Source organism: Rathayibacter sp. AY1B6 (assembly GCF_002932755.1).
Classification (GTDB): domain Bacteria; phylum Actinomycetota; class Actinomycetes; order Actinomycetales; family Microbacteriaceae; genus Rathayibacter.
Genome location: NZ_PSWL01000009.1, coordinates 38254 through 55170, shown reverse-complemented (window position 1 = coordinate 55170; position 16917 = coordinate 38254). Strand labels below are relative to the sequence as shown.

Sequence of the window (16917 nt, the reverse complement as noted above, 5' to 3'; positions counted from 1 at the left end):
ACGGCGCATGCACCTCTGCTTACATGAGCAGATGACCGAGGACCTCGAACCCGCCGCCGAGCTCTTCAAAGTGCTGTCCTCCTCCTCCCGGCTGCGCCTGCTCCGGGCCCTCGCCGAGGAGACGTCGACGGTCGGGCGGCTGGCCGAGGTGACCGGGCTCTCGCAGCCGCTGGTCTCGCAGCACCTGCGGATGCTCCGCACCGCCGGGCTGGTCGCGGTCGAGCGCGTGGGCCGCGAGGCGCACTACTCCGTCGCCGACACCCACGTCACGCACATCGTCGACGACGCTGTCCGGCACGCCCTGGAGGGGTGACCTCCGTCCTTGCCGGGAACGATGATCGCTCTCGATCAGGCGCATCCATTGCAATGCGTTTATGGATCTGGTCGACTGGAGCCCGTCGCGTCCGCGGCCCCCGCATCCGGAAAGGCAGCACCATGAGCACCACCGATCTCCACGCCGAGCACCCCGTCACCGAGCACGAGCACGGCGAGGGCTGCGGCCACCCGGCCGTGCAGCACGAGGACCACGTCGACTACGTCCACGGCACGCACCACCACGCCCTGCACGGCGACCACTACGACGAGCACGAGTCGGAGGCCGAGCACTCGACCGCCGACCACGAGCACGGCGACGCCTGCGGGCACGAGACCGTGCAGCACGACGACCACGTCGACTTCGTCCACGACGGCCACAAGCACGCCGCTCACGCCGGCCACTACGACGAGCACTGAGGCCGTGCGCGACGGGAGGGCTCGCACCCTCCCGTCGGCGCTCAGCCCTGACGGGCCTTGAAGCGCGGGTTCAGCTTGTTGATCACGAAGACGCGGCCGCGGCGGCGGACCACCTGCGAGCCGGGCTGCGCCTTCATCGACCTGAGGGAGTTGCGGACCTTCACGGATGCTCCTGTCGTTAATGAGAACTGTTATCGATAGAGTAGCGGCCCATGGAGCCCCACCACCCCGCACCCCCCGTCCTCGCCGTCACCCTCGTCAGCGCGACCGACCCCCGCGACGCCCGGCGGACCGCCGCACTCCTCGCCGGCAGGCCCGAGTCCCGGATCGACCTCGAGGTCGATCCGCCCGGCGCCGACGGTCCCGCTCTCGCCGAGGAGCTCCACCGGCGCCTCGCGGCCGACGCCGACGACGGCCACCGCGGTCACACGGTCGTCGCCCTCGATGGCCAGGCCGACCCGCTCGAGATCGGACTCGTGCTCGAGCACCTCTGCGCGCAGCGGCATCCCGCCGACACCCGCATCGCGATCCTCGACGTGGTCGCCGTGACGTCGACGGAGGAGATCCTGCGCGTGCTCTGCGGCGGCGCGGGCCCCTCCTTCGACTCGGCGGAGCGCCTCGCCGCCCGCCTGGAGTTCTCGAGCCTCATCGCCCTCGCCGAGCCCCGCTCCGAGAGCGACCCCGAGCGGACCGCACTCGTCCGCGACCTCCTGCGAGCACTCGCCCCCACCGCCGATCTCCTCCCCGCCGGTGAGCTCCCGGCGGCGCCACGGAGGCTCCACCCCCGGCGCGCGCACGCGATCGCCTCCTCGATGGGCTGGCAGTGCGCCCTCAACGGGACCTCGCGGGGCCGCGCCTCGGGCACGACCGTCGAGGAGTTCGTGTTCCGCGATCCGCTGCCCTTCCACCCCGGCCGCCTGAGCACGGCGGTCCACGGGGAGCTGGTGGCGGAGAAGGTGGGCCGCATCCTCCGCTCCCGCGGCCTGGTGCGCCTGGCGACGCGCGCCGACCGGGTCGGCTCGTGGTCGGTCGCCGGCGACGTGCTGACGCTGGACCCGACCAGCCTGCTCAGCTGGGACGAGGACGCGCCTCTCGGCCAGGAGCTCGCCTTCTTCGGGACCGGCCTGGACACCGGGAGGCTGACCGCCGTCCTGCAGAGCTGCCTGCTCACCCCCGAGGAGCTGCTGGCCGGCCCGGCCGCCTGGGCGGAGTACGCGGACCCGTTCCCGCGCTGGGTGGACGAGCACCGGAACTGAACCGAGCGCCCTCCGTCGCGCGGGACTCGACGAGAGCGACCCGCCAAGGACACCATTAGGCGAATGGTCCTCCGAACGCGCCATCGGACTTCTGGAACCCGCCCGATCATTGATGATCTGCGATAACCCTGCAATTGTGACTGGTGTCAAAGATGACGTTGAAAGAAGGAGATGTTCTTGCCAGGCACCAGAAGATCGGTTCGAGCGTTGCTCATGGGCACCGTACTTGCTTTCACTTCATTGGTCGCGACACCTGCGACGGCCGATCCGGGAGTCGTCACAGCGACCCGAACAGCAGAATCGACAATGCAATCTTTCGGCTTGCTCACGCCTATCGCCGCCTCCAGTGAACGCGCCGCTCGACTAAGCTCCGAATCAGAGCACCTGGAGCCGAGCGGCTCCCTCTCGACGAAGTCCGGCCTCACGGTCGAATACAGGAACCACAGCGTCGGCATCACTCCAGGAACCGCTGTCCGATCGGCGAGCGTCGGGCCTTGAGGCGCGCTCGTCTACAACATGAGCGACTCCTACGATTACGCGTTCACAGGGGCAGGCCATGTTCTCAATGCGGGCTTTGCTCTCATCAAGGACCAGGCAGCCCCATCTGATTACAGATTCGACGTGACCGTGGATGGAGAACCCGCCATCCTCGAGTTCATCGACCACTCGGTTGCGGTGAAGGATTCACACGGACGGACCGTCAACTTCATAAATCCGGCCTGGGCCTCAGATTCCACCGGCGCTCCTGTCAGGACCAGTTTCTCGATCGACGGCGGCACGCTGGTGCAGAGAGTGCATCACACGGGCGCATCCTATCCCGTGGTCGCCGACCCCAGCCTCGCCTGTGACATCGCATTCTGTACAATCATGCTCAACAGAACCGAGACGAAAACCGCGTCGCAATCTACCGCAGCAGCGGCAGGATTACTGTGCGGATCAATGACGGCCGCATTCGCCCCCCTCGGAGCGGTGTGCGGCGCTTACGGCGCCGTATTCCACGTCGCCGCAGTTCAAGCGAACAACTCTGGCCAGTGCCTCGGCGCACGCTACCTCACTATAGGTGGCTCTCTGCACCCGGTCATCCAGCGCTGTTAGAGCGCGCGAAGAACAGCGAAGGAGATTCAATGGCCTCTGATCACGATCTCAGTCGGGCGATGCGCCGAGAATTGCGCAATCCCATCCTTGGAGGATTGGCGCTTCTGCTGTTCGGCGGTACAGCGGTTCTATTGCTTCTGTTCTGGTTCACCGATGCACGCGCCGTTCTCACGCCCTTCGTCGGGCCTGGAACGGGACTGGTCCTCACTGCTTTCACCGTGGAGGTAGCTCGACGCGCTAGGAGGCGCATGCGCGCGGAGGAGCGGGAGAGCTGACCTCGGAGCCTCGATCGACGGAGATTCTCGTTGCGCCATTGAGCGGCGAAAATCTCCGTCGCCGGTGGAGGACATTCCGTGTCTGACCAGCCCGGCCGGTATACGCCAACCGGAGTCGAACGATCGGACTATCCAATTTGGGATGCAACCGACATCTACGGCAAACGAAGAGTGATCGACGGAGGGGACGCAGCGCGGCCGTCCACCGTGCGGAGACGACGGACGACCGCCGCGCCGACGGGCTCCGGGACGCACGGAGCCGACCGTGCGCCGGGAGTGTGACGCGCGGAGGCTCCCGCCGGGCGGCGGGTGGGTAGGCTGACCGGACAGCACGTGCTCCGGGGTCGGTGGGAATTCCGAACCGGCGGTCACAGTCCGCGAGCCGCAGCCCCTCGAGAGGGGCGGCGGTTGACCTGGTGGAACTCCAGGACCGACGGTGAAAGTCCGGAGGAGAGGCAGCACGAGCGTCGCGCATCACCGCGCGATGCTGAGCGACGGTGCCCGCGCACATCGCTCGAGACCCCGGAGTTCGGCGACGAACGGAAGAACCGGGAATGACGATCGACTACGAGCACGCGATGCGCCGGGCGCTGGCGCTCGCCGAGCGCGGGCCCGCCCGCGGACCCAACCCGCGCGTGGGCTGCGTGATCCTCGCGCCCGACGGCACCGTCCTCGGCGAGGGCTGGCACCACGGAGCCGGCACCGCGCACGCCGAGGTCGACGCGCTCTCGCACGTCGCACCGGGCGCCGCCGAGGGCGCCACGGCCGTCGTCTCCCTCGAGCCGTGCGACCACACCGGGCGCACGGGTCCCTGCAGCCGCGCCCTGATCGAGGCGGGCGTCTCGCGCGTCGTCTACGCCGTGCCCGATCCGGGCGAGCGCTCGGCGGGCGGCGGGCGCACCCTCCGCGAGGCCGGCGTCGAGGTGATCGAGGGCGTGCTCGCCGAGGAGGGCGAGCAGTTCCTCCACCCGTGGCTCACCGCGACCCGCCTGCACCGCCCCTTCGTCACGCTCAAGTGGGCCTCGACCCTCGACGGCCGCACCGCGGCGGCGGACGGCAGCAGCCGCTGGATCACCGGAGCGGCGGCCCGCCAGCGCGTGCACGAGCAGCGCGCCGCGCACGACGCGATCCTCGTCGGCACCGGCACCGTCCTGGCCGACGACCCCGCCCTCACCGCCCGCGGCGACGGAGGCGAGCTCCTCGCCCACCAGCCGGTCCCCGTCGTCGTCGGCACCCGCTCCGTGCCGTCCGGCGCCCGCCTCCACGAGCACCCCCGCGCCGTGATGGTCGAGCGCACGCACGACCTCACCGCGGTCCTCGCGCACCTGTACTCCGCCGAGATCCGCAGCGTCTACGTCGAGGCCGGGCCGACCCTCGCCTCCGCGCTCGTCGCCGCGGGGCTGGTCGACGAGTACCTCGTGTTCCTCGCGCCCGCACTCCTCGGCGGCCCCCGCCTCGCGCTCGGCGACCTCGGCGTGGAGAGCATCGGCGAGGCCCGGCGACTCTCCCTCCGCTCGGTCGAGATCCTCGGCGACGACCTCCTCGTGACCGCGCGCCCCGACGTCCTCCCCGCGGGCGGTGCCGGCACTCCGGCCCGCCTCCCCCACGCCCTGCAGATGGAGACCCACTGATGTTCACCGGAATCATCGAGGAGAAGGGCGTCGTGACGGCCGTCGAGGCGGGCGCCGACGCGATCCGCCTCAGCATCCGCGGTCCCCTCGCCGTCGAAGGCGTGCGGCACGGCGACTCGATCGCGGTCTCGGGCGTCTGCCTCACCGTCGTCGAGCACACCGACGACGGGTTCACCGCCGACGTCATGGCGCAGACCCTGCGGATGTCGACCCTCGACGGCGTGAGCGTCGGCGACCCCGTCAACCTCGAGCGCGCCGCGCTGGTCGGCGACCGGCTCGGCGGCCACATCGTCCAGGGTCACATCGACGGCACGGCGACCCTCCTCTCCATCGCCCCGGGCGAGGCCTGGCGGGTGCTGCGGTTCTCGCTGCCGATCGGCATCGCTCCGCTCGTCGTCGACAAGGGCTCGATCGCGGTGGACGGCGTCTCGCTGACCGTCTCGGCGATCAGCCCCGCCGCCGAGCCGGAGCAGTGGTTCGAGGTCTCGCTGATCCCCGAGACGCTCGCCGTCACCACGCTGGGCGCGCGCGCGATCGGCGATCAGGTCAACATCGAGACCGACGTCCTGGCCCGCCACGTCGAGCGGATGCTCGCGCTGCGCTCGATCGCGGAGGCCCGCTCATGAGCCTCGCCACCATCCCCGAGGCCGTCGAGGCGCTGCGCGCCGGGCGCCCGATCATCGTCGCGGACGACGAGGGCCGCGAGAACGAGGGCGACGTCATCGTCTCGGCCCAGCTCGCCAGCCAGGAGACGATCGCCTGGATGGTCCGCCACTCCTCCGGGTTCATCTGCGCGCCGATGACCAACGAGATCGCCGACCGCCTCGCCCTGCCGCTGATGGTGGTCGAGAACGAGGACCCGCGCGGCACCGCCTACACGCTGTCCGTCGACGCGGCCGACCGGCTCTCCACCGGCATCAGCGCCTCCGACCGCGCGCACACCCTCCGCGTGCTGGCCGACCCCGAGGCGACCCCCTCCCGCCTGAACCGCCCCGGCCACATCCTGCCGCTGCGCGCCGTCGACGGCGGCGTGCGCGAGCGCGACGGGCACACGGAGGCGGCCGTCGACCTGATGAAGCTCGCCGGCCTCTACCCCGTGGGCGCGATCTCCGAGATCGTCGCCGAGGACGGGGAGATGATGCGGCTGCCGGGGCTGATCGCCCTCGGCGAGCGCGAGGGCGTGCCGGTCACCACGGTCGCGGCCCTCATCGCGTACCTGCAGGAGTTCCACTGCGACACCGAGGTGCCCGTGGCCGTCGCGGTCCCGGAGAGCGCGCGGGTGAGCTTCGAGGTCGAGACCACGGTGCCGACCACGCACGGCCCGTTCCGGATCCGCGCCTACCGCGATCGGCAGACCGGAGCGGATCACGTCGCGATCCTCGCGGGAGAGGTCGCCGCGGGGCGGCCCGCCCTGGTGCGCGTGCACTCCGAGTGCCTGACCGGAGAGGCGTTCGGCTCGCTGAAGTGCGAGTGCGGACCCCAGCTCGACGCCGCGCTCGACACGATCCAGCGCGACGGAGGCGTCGTCGTCTACCTCCGCGGACACGAGGGACGGGGCATCGGCCTGGTCAACAAGCTGCGCGCCTACCGCCTGCAGGAGGACGGCCTCGACACCCTCGACGCCAACCTCGCGCTCGGACTCCCCGCCGATGCGCGCGACTACGGAGCGGCCGTCGGCATCCTCGAGGACCTCGGCCTCACCGAGGTGCGCCTGCTCACCAACAACCCCGAGAAGGTCCGCCAGCTCACCGATCGCGGCATCGTCGTCGCGGAGCGCGTGCCGCTCGTGGTCGGCGTCGGCGCCTTCAACGAGGGCTACCTCGAGACCAAGCGCGACCGCATGGGCCACGCTTTCGACAGCGTCCTCGACCACGACCCCCTCGATGCCGGGATCTCCGGCCTCGCCCTCGACGCCGGGATCGCCGGCGCCACCACGAAGGAGTAGCAATGGCCGGTAGCGGCGCCCCCACCACCTCCCCTCTCGACGGCGCGGGACTGCGCGTCGTCGTCATCGCGGGGACCTGGCACGAGCAGATCAGCGACGGCCTGATCGCCGGAGCGAGCCGAGCCCTCGACGAGGCCGGAGCGTCCTGGTCCCTCGTGCGCGTGCCCGGCTCGTTCGAGCTGCCCGTCGCCTCGAAGGCGGCCCTGGAGGCGGGGGCGGACGCGGTCGTCGCCCTCGGCGTGATCATCCGCGGCGGCACCCCGCACTTCGAGTACGTCTCGGACGCCGCCACCTCCGGGCTCACCACCGTCTCGATCCTGACCGGCAAGCCGGTCGGCTTCGGCGTGCTCACCCTCGACACCGAGCAGCAGGGCATCGACCGCGCGGGTCTTCCCGGCTCGAAGGAGGACAAGGGGCGCGAGGCGGCCGAGGCGGCGGTCTCGACCGCTCTGCTCCTCCGCTCCCTGCGCAGCTGAACCACTGCGGGCGGCCCCCGTCCTGGGGCCGCCCGCACACGAACCTGGGAGAACACGGAGTAAAGTGGACGGGTCGTCACGAGCGACGCCTCTCTCCTCCCCCTCGCCCCAGCGGCCCGCGACGCCCGATCGACGCCCCGCCCCGCCGGCTCGGGGGGAGCCGCCGTCCACACGGAGCCCCTCCCTCATGTCTTCTCCCGCCGTCTCCGACGCGCCAGCAGCCGCCCCGCAGAACTCCCGCGGCCGCGTCATCCTCGCCAGCCTCATCGGCACGTCGATCGAGTTCTACGACTTCTACGCCTACGCGACCGCCGCGGTCCTGGTCTTCCCGTCGCTCTTCTTCGTCAACGAGGATCCGGCCACGGCCCTCCTCGCCTCCTTCGCCGTCTTCGGCGTCGCGTTCATCGCGCGCCCGATCGGGTCGATCATCTTCGGCCACTTCGGCGACCGCGTCGGCCGCAAGGGCACTCTCGTCGCGTCGCTGCTCACGATGGGCGTCGCGACCTTCCTGATCGGCTGCCTGCCCACCGCGCTCACGCCCGGCTGGGAGTTCCTCGCTCCGTTCCTGCTCGTCGTGATGCGCTTCTGCCAGGGCCTCGGCCTCGGCGGCGAGTGGTCCGGAGCCGCGCTGCTCGCGACCGAGAACGCGCCGGCCGGCAAGCGCGCCATCTACGGCACCTTCCCGCAGCTGGGCGCGCCGATCGGCTTCATCGTCGCCAACGTCCTGTTCCTGGTGCTGGCGAGCACGATGAGCGACGAGACGTTCGCCGCCTGGGGCTGGCGCGTGCCGTTCCTGGCGAGCGCCGTGCTCGTGATCATCGGCCTCTACGTGCGGTTCAAGCTCGTCGAGACGCCCGCGTTCCAGAAGGTCGTCGAGAAGGGCGAGGTCGCCAAGCTGCCCCTCGCCCGCGTCTTCGTCACCAGCTGGCGCCCGCTCATCCTGGGCACCTTCATCATGCTGGCGACCTACGTGCTCTTCTACCTGATGACCACGTTCACGCTCACCTACGGCACGTCGCCCGTCGACGGCGCCGTCCCGGGCCTCGGCTACACGCGCAACGACTTCCTCGTCATGCTGATCGTCGGCGTCGTGTTCTTCGGGATCTTCACCCTCGTCTCCGGCCCGCTCGCCGAGCGCTTCGGCCGCCGGCGCACGCTGCTCGTGGTGACCGCGGCGATCCTCGTGTTCGGCCTGCTCTTCGTGCCGCTGTTCAGCGCCGGCTTCGCGGGCGTCATGGCGGTGCTGATCCTCGGCTTCACGCTGATGGGCCTGACCTTCGGCCCGATGGGCGCCGTCCTCCCCGAGCTGTTCCCGACCAACGTCCGCTACACCGGCTCGGCGATGGCCTACAACCTCGCGTCGATCCTCGGAGCGGCGCTCGCGCCGATCATCGCGGTCGCGCTGTGGAGGGCGGCGGGCGGCAGCACCGTGCTGGTCGGCCTGTACCTCAGCGCCGCGGCCGTGCTGACGCTGATCGCGCTCCTGCTCTCGAAGGAGACGAAGAACGCGTCGTACCACGACAACGTCTCGTAGGACTCCCTGCAGAGGACGGCCCGTCGGGATCCCCCGGCGGGCCGTCCGCGTCTCCGCTCCCTCCCTGAGCACCGGGGCCGCCCGCTGGCGGCCTGCTCGCAGCGAGGACGGGGCAGAATGGACGCTGATGAGCACCACCACCTCCCGGCGCGGCGGACGACGACCCTCCCGCGACGACGGACCCCGCGCCTCCTTCTCGCAGCTCGTGCCCTACCTGCTCGAGCACCGCGGCATCCTCTCGGTCGTCGTGGTCCTCAGCCTGTTCGGAGCGGCGGCGAGCCTCGGCCAGCCCCTGCTCGTCGGGCAAGTCATCACCCGGGTCCAGTCCGGTCTCGATCTCGGCCCGCTGGTGTGGGCCCTCGTCGGCCTGGTCGTGGCCTCCGGGCTCATCTCGGGCTTCGCGCACTACCTGCTCCAGCGCACCGGCGAGGGGATCGTGCTCTCGAGCCGCCGCCGCCTGGTCGCGCGGCTGCTGCGCCTCCCGATCCGGGAGTTCGACGCGCGCCGCACCGGCGACCTCGTCTCCCGCGTCGGCTCCGACTCCACGCTCCTGCGCGCCGTGCTGACCCAGGGGCTCGTCGACTCGATCGCGGGCTCCCTCGTCTTCGTCGGCGCGATCATCGCGATGGCCGTCATCGACTGGGTGCTGCTGCTGATCATCGTGGCCGTGGTCGCGGTGGCCCTGGGGCTCGCGCTGACCCTCGGCCGCGGCATCCGCACCGCCAGCCGCATGGCGCAGGAGAAGGTCGGCGATCTGGCCGCGGCCGTCGAGCGCGCCATCAGCGCCGTCCGGACGATCCGTGCGGCCGGAGCCACCGATCGCGAGATCGCGGTCGTCGACCAGCACGCGACGGAGGCGTACCGCCTCGGCATCCGCGTCGCGCACGTCTCGGCCCTCGTGGTGCCGGTGGCCGGGATCGCGATGCAGGTCGCCTTCCTCGCCGTCCTCGGCGTCGGCGGCTACCGCGTCGCGTCCGGCGCGATCGACATCGCCCAGCTGGTCTCGTTCATCCTCTTCCTCTTCATGATGGTGATGCCGCTCGGCAACTTCATCGGCGCCATCACCTCGGTGAACTCGGCGCTGGGCGCTCTCGGCCGCATCCAGGAGATCATCGACCTGCCGATCGAGGGCGACGGCGACGCCTCCGCGGGCGGCCTCGGCGCCGGCGTGGCGGAGGAGGCCATCTCCTTCGAGGACGTGGTGTTCTCCTACGAGGAGGGCGCCGTGCCCGAGGCCGCGGCGGTGGCGGAGGAGCGCGACCGCACCGTCCTGCGCGGCGTCTCCTTCACCGTGCCGCGCGGCAAGCGCACCGCCCTGGTCGGGCCGTCGGGAGCGGGCAAGAGCACGATCCTCGCCCTCATCGAGCGGTTCTACGACCCGGAAGCCGGCGTCGTCCGACTCGGCGGCGTCGACATCACGGCCATCGACCGCGACGCGCTCCGCGCGCAGATCGGCTACGTCGAGCAGGACGCCCCCGTCCTTGCCGGCACCCTCCGCGAGAACCTCGTCCTCGGCCGCCCCGACGCCGACGACGCCGACTGCCTCCGGGTGCTCGAGGCGGTGAATCTGACCGACGTGCTCGAGCGCAACCCGCTCGGCCTGCACGCGCCGGTGGGCGAGAGCGGAGTGATGCTCTCCGGTGGCGAGCGTCAGCGTCTCGCGATCGGCCGCGCGCTCCTGGCGGCACCGCCGATCCTGCTGCTGGACGAGTCCACGTCGAGCCTCGACGGACTCAACGAGCAGCGCCTGCGCCTGGCGATCGACGCGGTCGCCGAGAACCGGACCCTGCTGGTCATCGCGCACCGCCTGTCGACGGTGGTCGACTCCGACCGCATCGTCGTCCTGCAGAAGGGCGAGGTCGTGGGAGTCGGCACCCACTCCGAGCTCGTCGAGTCGACTCCGCTGTACCGGGATCTCGCGAAGCACCAGCTGCTCGTCTGACGGACACCGCTGCGGCGTATCGAGACCCCGCCTCCTGCCGGTCGACCGGCCGCACAGCGCCGTCCCGAGACCCCCGCCGTCTCATGCCGGTCGAGTAGCCGTGAAGTCGCGAGTCGGGACCTCCGCGGGTCGTGAACGACCGCCCGAGCCCGCTCGTCCCTCAGCGCGGCGGCAGCCGCAGGGCGCCGTCGAGCCGGATGGTCTCGCCGTTGATCATGGGGTTCTCGACGATGTGCCGCACCAGGGCCGCGAACTCCTCGGGGCGTCCGAGGCGGGCCGGATGCGGCGTCGCCGAGCCGAGCGCCTCGCGGGTCTTCTCCGGCAGCCCGGCGAGCAGAGGCGTGTCGAAGGTGCCGGGTGCGATCGAGACCACGCGCACGAGCCGGGCCGCCAGCTCGCGCGCGAGCGGCAGGGTCATCGCCGCGACGGCTCCCTTCGACGCGGCGTAGGCCGCCTGCCCGATCTGCCCCTCGAAGGCGGCGACGGAGGAGGTCGTCACCAGGACTCCGCGCTCCCCGTCGATCGGCTCGCGCTCGGCGATCGACGCCGCGGCGAGGCGCAGCACGTTGAGCGTCCCGGTCGTGTTGATGCGCAGCACCCGCTCGAACTGCTCGAGCGGCAGCGGCCCGTCGCGGCCGAGCAGCCGCCCCGGTGTCGCGACGCCCGCACAACTCACGGCGATGCGGAGCTCCCCCGCGGCCTCCACGGCGCGCGAGACGGCGTCCGGATCGAGAACGTCCCCGGCGATCAGCTGCACGGAGGCGGGCAGCTGCGCGGCCTCCACCGCGTGCGGAAGATCGAGCACGACCACTCGCGCTCCTGCGGCGTCGAGGGCCGTCGCCGTCGCGGCTCCCAGTCCGGACGCTCCCCCCGCGATCAGCGCGGACGTCCCCTCGAGTCGCACGGTCAGCCCGCCGGAGCGGGGGTCGAGTCGGCGTCGGACTCGTCGGTCGGCTCGCCGCCGGGCTTTCTCGTCGGATCACTGCTCGGCCCCCCGGACGCGAGCGCCTGCGCCGAGCAGTCGGTCAGGGTGGCGTCGTAGGCGTCCCGGGCGCGCTGCGCCGCCGCGCGGACCTCTTCCTCCGCGAGCGGGCTCGCGAGAGGCGGCCGGTCGCTCAGGCCGTAGCGGGCGAGGCAGTCGCTGATCAGGCGGGTCATGCGCGCGCCGCTCTCGGCATCGGCTGTGGCGGTGGGCGCCGGGGCAGCGGTCGCGACGGAGCCCGAGTCGCGCACGGACCCGTCCGGCACGTCCGCGGCGGGACCGGAGCAGGCGGTGATGCTCAGCGCGAGCGCGGCGCCGATGAGCAGCGCGACGGGCGGGCGGAGCGTCGTGCGCAGGAGCATGGACGACCTCGTTCGTGACGGCTGCTGGCGGGAGTGCGGCCACGGTAGCGCAGTCGCCGCCTCACGGGAGCGCTGGGCGCGCTCTCACGCCCCGTGGCACCCCCAACGGGGCACAGGCACGCCTCTCAGGAGGTCTCGGCGAGCGCCCACATCGCGACCGCCGACGCCGCAGCGACGTTGAGCGAGTCGATCCCGTGCCGCATGGGGATCTGGACGGCGACGTCGGCGGCGGCGAGGGCTTCGGCGGTGAGACCCTGCCCCTCGGTGCCGAGCACGAGGGCGACGCGCTCCGGAGCGCGGGCGGCGAAGTCCCGCAGAGGCACCGCCTCCGGCGTCAGCGCCATCGCCGCGATCGTGAAGCCCGCCCCGTGCAGGAGCCGCTGCGTCGACGCCCAGTCGCCGACGCGCGTCCAGGGCACCTGCAGGACCGTCCCCATGCTCACGCGGATGGCGCGGCGGTAGTACGGATCGGAGCAGCGCGGCGTCACCAGCACCGCATCGGCACCGATCGCCCCGACGGAGCGGAAGATCGCGCCGACGTTCGTCGGGTCGACCACGTCCTCGAGCACGACGATGCGGCGGGATCCCGCGAGCAGACCCGCCGGGTCGGGCAGCGCGGGCCGGTCCATCGCCGCGATCAGGCCGCGGTGCAGGGTGTACCCGGTGAGCTCGGCCAGGAGCTCGCCCGGGCCCGTGAAGACGGGGACGTCGAAGCGGCCGACCAGGCGCTCGGCCTCGGCGGCCGACCCGCCGAGCGCGAGGACCGAGCGCGGCCGGTGCCCGGCGGCGATCGCGCGCTCGAGCACGAGCGCCGATTCCGCGATGTACAGGCCGTGCGGGCCGCGGGCGTTCTTCAGCGCGACGTCCGTGGCGTGCGCGTAGTCGCGCAGCCGCGGATCGTCGAGCGCGGTGACCTCGATCCGCTCCACCGGGTCAGGCGAAGGGGTCGGGGGTGAGCGTGTACTTGGTGCTGAGGTACTCGTGGATCCCCTCGAGCCCGCCCTCGCGGCCGAGGCCCGACTGCTTCACCCCGCCGAAGGGCGCCGCCGCGTTCGACACGACGCCGACGTTGAGCCCCATCATCCCGGTGGCGAGCCGCTCGATCATCCGCTGACCGCGGGCGAGGTCGCGCGTGAAGACGTAGGACACCAGTCCGTACTCGGTGTCGTTGGCGAGCGCGACGGCGTCGTCCTCGTCCGTGAACGGCACGATCGCGAGGACAGGGCCGAAGATCTCCGTGCGGAGGATCTCGCTCTCCCGGTCGACCCCCGCGAGCACGGTCGGCCGGTAGAAGTGGCCGGCCCCCTCGATCCGCTCGCCGCCGGCGAGCAGGCGCGCGCCGCGGGAGACGGCGTCCTCCACCAGGGCGGACGCCTTCTCGACCGCGCGCTCGTCGATCAGGGGGCCGATGGTCACCCCGTCCTCGGTGCCGCGGCCGACGCGCAGTGCGCGCACGCGCTCCACGATCCGCGCGGCGAACTCCTCGGCGATCGACTCGTGCACGAAGAAGCGGTTGGCGGCCGTGCAGGCCTGGCCGATGTTGCGGAACTTCGCGAGCATCGCGCCCTCGACCGCCCGATCGAGGTCGGCGTCCTCGAACACGACGAAGGGCGCGTTGCCGCCCAGCTCCATCGAGGTCCGCAGCACGTTCTCGGAGGCCTGCTGCAGCAGGGTGCGCCCCACCGGCGTGGAGCCCGTGAAGGAGACCTTCCGCAGGCGCGGATCCGACAGGATCGGAGCCGACACGGCCCCCGCCGAGGACGTGGTGACCACGTTGAGCACGCCGTCGGGGAGCCCCGCCTCGGCCAGCAGTGCCGCGAAGGCGAGCGTCGTGAGCGGAGTGAGCTCGGCCGGCTTCACGACGACGGTGCAGCCCGCCGCCAGCGCCGGAGCGATCTTCCGCGTCGCCATCGCGAGCGGGAAGTTCCACGGGGTGATCAGGTAGCAGGGGCCGACCGGGTGCTGCGAGACGATCATCCGGCCGCTGCCCTCGGGCGAGACTCCGTAGCGTCCGCTGATGCGCACCGCCTCCTCGCTGAACCAGCGGAGGAACTCGCCGCCGTAGACGACCTCGCCCCTCGCCTCCGCGACGGGCTTGCCCATCTCGAGCGCCATCAGGAGCGCGAACTCCTCGGTGCGCTCCTGCAGGAGGTCGAACGCCCGCCGGAGGATCTCGCCCCGCTTCCGCGGCGCCGTCGCGGCCCACGACGCACCGGCGGCCACGGCGGCGTCGAGCGCCCGGACCCCGTCCTCCGGAGTCGCGTCGGCGATCGAGACCAGGACCGCTCCGGTGGCCGGGTCCTCGACGTCGATCGAGCCGCCGCCGGAGGCGTCCACCCACTCACCGCCGATCAGCAGCTGCGTGGGGATGCGGGCGAGCAGAGCGGTCTCGGCGGCGCGGGACGCGACGGAATCAGTCACAGGAAAGAACCACTTCTTCGGATCGGAGCGCGCAGACCGCGCCAGGAGGAGCTTCTCGTCCTCCCAGTGTAGGACGAGCGATCGCTCCGGGGGCGGGGTCGCCGGGAGCCGGGAGGACCTGCACCCCCGTGCGCCCTGGGGAGGGACGAGCGCTCAGGCGGACCGCTCGACGCGGACTCCCGCGTCCGTCAGCTCGCGCAGCGCCGCGGCACTCGCCTCCTCGGAGACGCCCGCGATCAGGTCCTCGAGCACGCGGACCTCGAGCCCCGCCCGTCGCGCGTCGAGCGCCGAGGCGCGCACGCAGTGGTCGGTCGCGAGCCCCACGACGTCGAGCGCGGTGACGCCCCGCTCCGCGAGCACGACGCCGAGCTCCTCGCCCGCCTCCGTCGTGCCCTCGAAGGCCGAGTAGGAGGGGCGGCCCTGCCCCTTGAGGATCTGGACGTCGATCCGAGCGGTGTCCAGTGCCGGGTGGAACCGCGCGCCGTCCGTGCCCGCGACGCAGTGGACGGGCCAGCTGTCGACGAAGTCCGGCTCCGCCGCGAAGTGGCCGCCGTTGTGGGAGTCGCCCTCGTGCCAGTCGCGGGAGGCCAGCACCGCGGAATAGCGGTCGGGGTGCGCCGCCAGATGCGCGGCGATGCCCTGGGCGACCGCCGCGCCGCCCGTGACGGCGAGCGCGCCGCCCTCGGTGAAGTCGTTCTGCACGTCGACGATCAGGAGTGCGGTGGTCATCGTGGGCCTTCCGGGTCGAGGAGGGAGGAGGAGCGGGCGGTCGGCCCGCCCGGATCAGGAGTCGGAGAGCGAGGACCCGCAACGGTAGACGCCCGTCACCAGGGTGTCGATCGCGGTCTTCGCCGAGTCGGAGACGTCGCCGAGAGCGTAGACCGCGAACGTCAGGTCGGTGCCGTCCGCCGCGGTGACCACGCCGGCCAGGGTGTAGCCGGTGTCGATCCAGCCCGTCTTCGCGCGCACCGCACCGTCGGCCGCGGCGTTGTCGCCGGCGAACCGGTCGGAGTAGGAGAGCGACCCTGTCCGGCCCGACACCGGCAGGCCGTCGAGGAGGATCCCGAGCTGCCCCTCGCGGGCCCGGACCTTCCGGAGCAGCTCGGTGAAGTACGCCGGCGCGACCGCGTTGTCGTCGCTCAGGCCGGAGCCGTCGACGATCGCGATCCCGGACGTGTCGACGCCGTAGCCGGCGAGCCCCTGCAGCACACCGGCCTGCTCGGCACCGAAGTCACTGCCCGCGCCGGTGCGGATCGCCACGAGCCGCGCGAGCATCTCGGCGATCGCGTTGTCGGAGACGAGCAGCATCTGCTGCACGAGGGTGCCGACCGGGGCCGACTCCACCGTGCCGAGAACCGCGGCGCCCGCGGGAGCGGTCCCGGTGGAGACCACGGGCGAGGCGTCCAGCTCGTCGGCGAACGCCTCTCCGGCCCGGCCGACCGGATCCGTGCCGCGCTCGGAGGTCGAGGCCGCAGGGTCCTCGCGATCGCCGTCCACCTGGAGCGCCGTGATCTCGGGCATGTAGCCGTCGACCTGCTCCTTGCGGTTCCAGCTCGGCTGCCAGGTCTCGCCAGAGTAGAGGGAGGAGTCGAGCACCAGCGACGTGATCGGCGTCCCCGCGGTCGAGGGGTCCGCCTCCCAGGCGCTCTCGACCTGCGCTGCGAGGTCGTCGAGGTGCGCCGCTCCGGAGTAGGTCGACTCCTGGCCGGTCGGGAGCCGGGTCAGGGTGAGGTCTCCCCCGCCGACGAGGACGACGCTCCCGGGCTCGCTCCCCCGGACCACGGTCGTGGCGATGCGCGTCTCCGGGCCGAGGACCGCGAGCGCCGACGCGGCCGTCAGGATCTTGAGGGCGGAGGCGGTGCGCGACGCGGTCCCGCCCCCGCGGTCGAACAAGACCTCGCCCGTCGCGGCGTCGACCACACGAGCCTGCATCGAGCCCAGACGCGGGTCGGCGGCGAGCTCCGCCACCGAGCAGGTGCGGAGCGCCTCGGCCGCCGCTTCGGCGGTGGGCCGTGCCGTCGCCGTCTGCGTCGGAGCGGGAGTCGTGCCGGCGGTCGGGGTCGAGACGACGGGCAGCGCCCCCGGCTCCGCGGCGCTGCCGAGAGCCGTCCCGACGCCGAAGGCGCCGCCACCGAGCACGGCGACCGCGAGCACCGCGGCGACCACGAGAGTGCGGCGACGGCGGGGAGGAGGGGTGTCGGTCATCCGCAACAGGGTAGCGACGCGAGTTCGACGCGACCTGGACGTCGCGGATCCCGCCTGGACG

The 16917-nt window shown here is 72.2% G+C and carries 19 protein-coding genes and 1 riboswitch; of the genes, 11 read left to right on the top strand and 8 right to left on the bottom strand.

Features of this window, described 5'->3' with window-relative positions:
• Positions 1 to 31 precede the first annotated feature (31 nt).
• Together C5D08_RS06600 and C5D08_RS17310 are read left to right on the top strand one after the other, a co-directional pair.
• Positions 32 to 313 carry a helix-turn-helix transcriptional regulator gene (locus tag C5D08_RS06600; RefSeq protein WP_104222235.1) on the top strand — a complete coding sequence of 94 codons (282 nt, stop codon included), beginning with the start codon at positions 32 to 34 and terminating at the stop codon, positions 311 to 313.
• Positions 314 to 435: 122 nt separating this feature from the next.
• On the top strand, positions 436 to 732 hold the full coding sequence (locus C5D08_RS17310; protein WP_104222233.1) for a hypothetical protein: 297 nt from the start codon (positions 436 to 438) through the stop codon (positions 730 to 732).
• A gap of 41 nt (positions 733 to 773) precedes the next feature.
• Here C5D08_RS17310 and ykgO read toward each other — a convergent pair whose 3' ends face one another.
• A complete protein-coding gene (gene ykgO, locus C5D08_RS06590) occupies positions 774 to 896 on the bottom strand; it encodes a type B 50S ribosomal protein L36 (protein WP_104226896.1) in 123 nt (40 codons plus the stop codon).
• Between the two features lie 48 nt (positions 897 to 944).
• On the opposite strand from ykgO, the gene C5D08_RS06585 reads away from it, so the two are divergent.
• The gene (locus tag C5D08_RS06585; protein ID WP_104276353.1) at positions 945 to 1988 is read left to right on the top strand and encodes a GTP-binding protein; all 1044 of its coding nucleotides are present in this window, start codon (positions 945 to 947) and stop codon (positions 1986 to 1988) included.
• Between the two features lie 146 nt (positions 1989 to 2134).
• Here the strand turns inward: C5D08_RS06585 and C5D08_RS16660 are convergent, their stop codons facing one another.
• Complete coding sequence (locus tag C5D08_RS16660) at positions 2135 to 2317, bottom strand: hypothetical protein (RefSeq protein ID WP_146086107.1); 183 nt, start codon at positions 2315 to 2317, stop codon at positions 2135 to 2137.
• A 187-nt stretch (positions 2318 to 2504) separates the two neighbouring features.
• Here C5D08_RS16660 and C5D08_RS16655 point away from each other — a divergent pair, with 187 nt between their 5' ends.
• The 8 genes from C5D08_RS16655 (at position 2505) to C5D08_RS06555 (ending at position 10886) form a co-directional block, all read left to right on the top strand.
• Complete coding sequence (locus C5D08_RS16655; protein WP_146078469.1) at positions 2505 to 3083, top strand: hypothetical protein; 579 nt, start codon at positions 2505 to 2507, stop codon at positions 3081 to 3083.
• Positions 3084 to 3112: 29 nt separating this feature from the next.
• Complete coding sequence (locus C5D08_RS16650; RefSeq protein WP_146078468.1) at positions 3113 to 3358, top strand: hypothetical protein; 246 nt, start codon at positions 3113 to 3115, stop codon at positions 3356 to 3358.
• A 331-nt stretch (positions 3359 to 3689) separates the two neighbouring features.
• A riboswitch (FMN riboswitch) is annotated at positions 3690 to 3822 on the top strand.
• 90 nt (positions 3823 to 3912) lie between these two features.
• Positions 3913 to 4989 carry a bifunctional diaminohydroxyphosphoribosylaminopyrimidine deaminase/5-amino-6-(5-phosphoribosylamino)uracil reductase RibD gene (gene ribD / locus C5D08_RS06580; protein WP_258067338.1) on the top strand — a complete coding sequence of 359 codons (1077 nt, stop codon included), beginning with the start codon at positions 3913 to 3915 and terminating at the stop codon, positions 4987 to 4989.
• Positions 4989 to 5615, top strand: coding sequence for a riboflavin synthase (locus C5D08_RS06575; protein ID WP_104276352.1), 627 nt, complete (start codon positions 4989 to 4991; stop codon positions 5613 to 5615). The genes ribD and C5D08_RS06575 overlap by 1 nt, the downstream gene beginning before the upstream one ends.
• The gene (gene ribA / locus C5D08_RS06570) at positions 5612 to 6934 is read left to right on the top strand and encodes a GTP cyclohydrolase II (protein WP_104276351.1); all 1323 of its coding nucleotides are present in this window, start codon (positions 5612 to 5614) and stop codon (positions 6932 to 6934) included. The genes C5D08_RS06575 and ribA overlap by 4 nt, the downstream gene beginning before the upstream one ends.
• Positions 6935 to 6936: 2 nt before the next feature.
• Complete coding sequence (ribH, locus tag C5D08_RS06565) at positions 6937 to 7410, top strand: 6,7-dimethyl-8-ribityllumazine synthase (protein ID WP_104250609.1); 474 nt, start codon at positions 6937 to 6939, stop codon at positions 7408 to 7410.
• 187 nt (positions 7411 to 7597) lie between these two features.
• Positions 7598 to 8944, top strand: coding sequence for an MFS transporter (locus tag C5D08_RS06560; protein ID WP_104222221.1), 1347 nt, complete (start codon positions 7598 to 7600; stop codon positions 8942 to 8944).
• Positions 8945 to 9071: 127 nt separating this feature from the next.
• Positions 9072 to 10886 carry an ABC transporter ATP-binding protein gene (locus C5D08_RS06555; protein ID WP_104276350.1) on the top strand — a complete coding sequence of 605 codons (1815 nt, stop codon included), beginning with the start codon at positions 9072 to 9074 and terminating at the stop codon, positions 10884 to 10886.
• Positions 10887 to 11046: 160 nt separating this feature from the next.
• On the opposite strand, the gene C5D08_RS06550 is transcribed toward C5D08_RS06555, so the two are convergent.
• From C5D08_RS06550 to dacB, 6 genes are all read right to left on the bottom strand, one after another.
• Positions 11047 to 11790 (bottom strand): SDR family NAD(P)-dependent oxidoreductase, encoded by a 744-nt coding sequence (locus C5D08_RS06550; RefSeq protein ID WP_104276349.1) that lies wholly within the window; start codon positions 11788 to 11790, stop codon positions 11047 to 11049.
• A gap of 2 nt (positions 11791 to 11792) precedes the next feature.
• Entirely contained in the window at positions 11793 to 12230 is a 438-nt protein-coding gene (locus C5D08_RS06545; RefSeq protein WP_104276348.1) for a hypothetical protein, read from the bottom strand.
• 125 nt (positions 12231 to 12355) lie between these two features.
• Positions 12356 to 13159 (bottom strand): RNA methyltransferase, encoded by an 804-nt coding sequence (locus C5D08_RS06540; RefSeq protein WP_104276347.1) that lies wholly within the window; start codon positions 13157 to 13159, stop codon positions 12356 to 12358.
• A 4-nt stretch (positions 13160 to 13163) separates the two neighbouring features.
• Positions 13164 to 14651 (bottom strand): NAD-dependent succinate-semialdehyde dehydrogenase, encoded by a 1488-nt coding sequence (locus tag C5D08_RS06535; RefSeq protein ID WP_104276346.1) that lies wholly within the window; start codon positions 14649 to 14651, stop codon positions 13164 to 13166.
• Positions 14652 to 14804: 153 nt separating this feature from the next.
• Positions 14805 to 15380, bottom strand: a complete 576-nt coding sequence (locus C5D08_RS06530) for a nicotinamidase (RefSeq protein ID WP_104276345.1) — start codon at positions 15378 to 15380, stop codon at positions 14805 to 14807.
• A gap of 54 nt (positions 15381 to 15434) precedes the next feature.
• Complete coding sequence (dacB, locus tag C5D08_RS06525) at positions 15435 to 16856, bottom strand: D-alanyl-D-alanine carboxypeptidase/D-alanyl-D-alanine-endopeptidase (RefSeq protein ID WP_146082614.1); 1422 nt, start codon at positions 16854 to 16856, stop codon at positions 15435 to 15437.
• Positions 16857 to 16917: the final 61 nt, after the last annotated feature.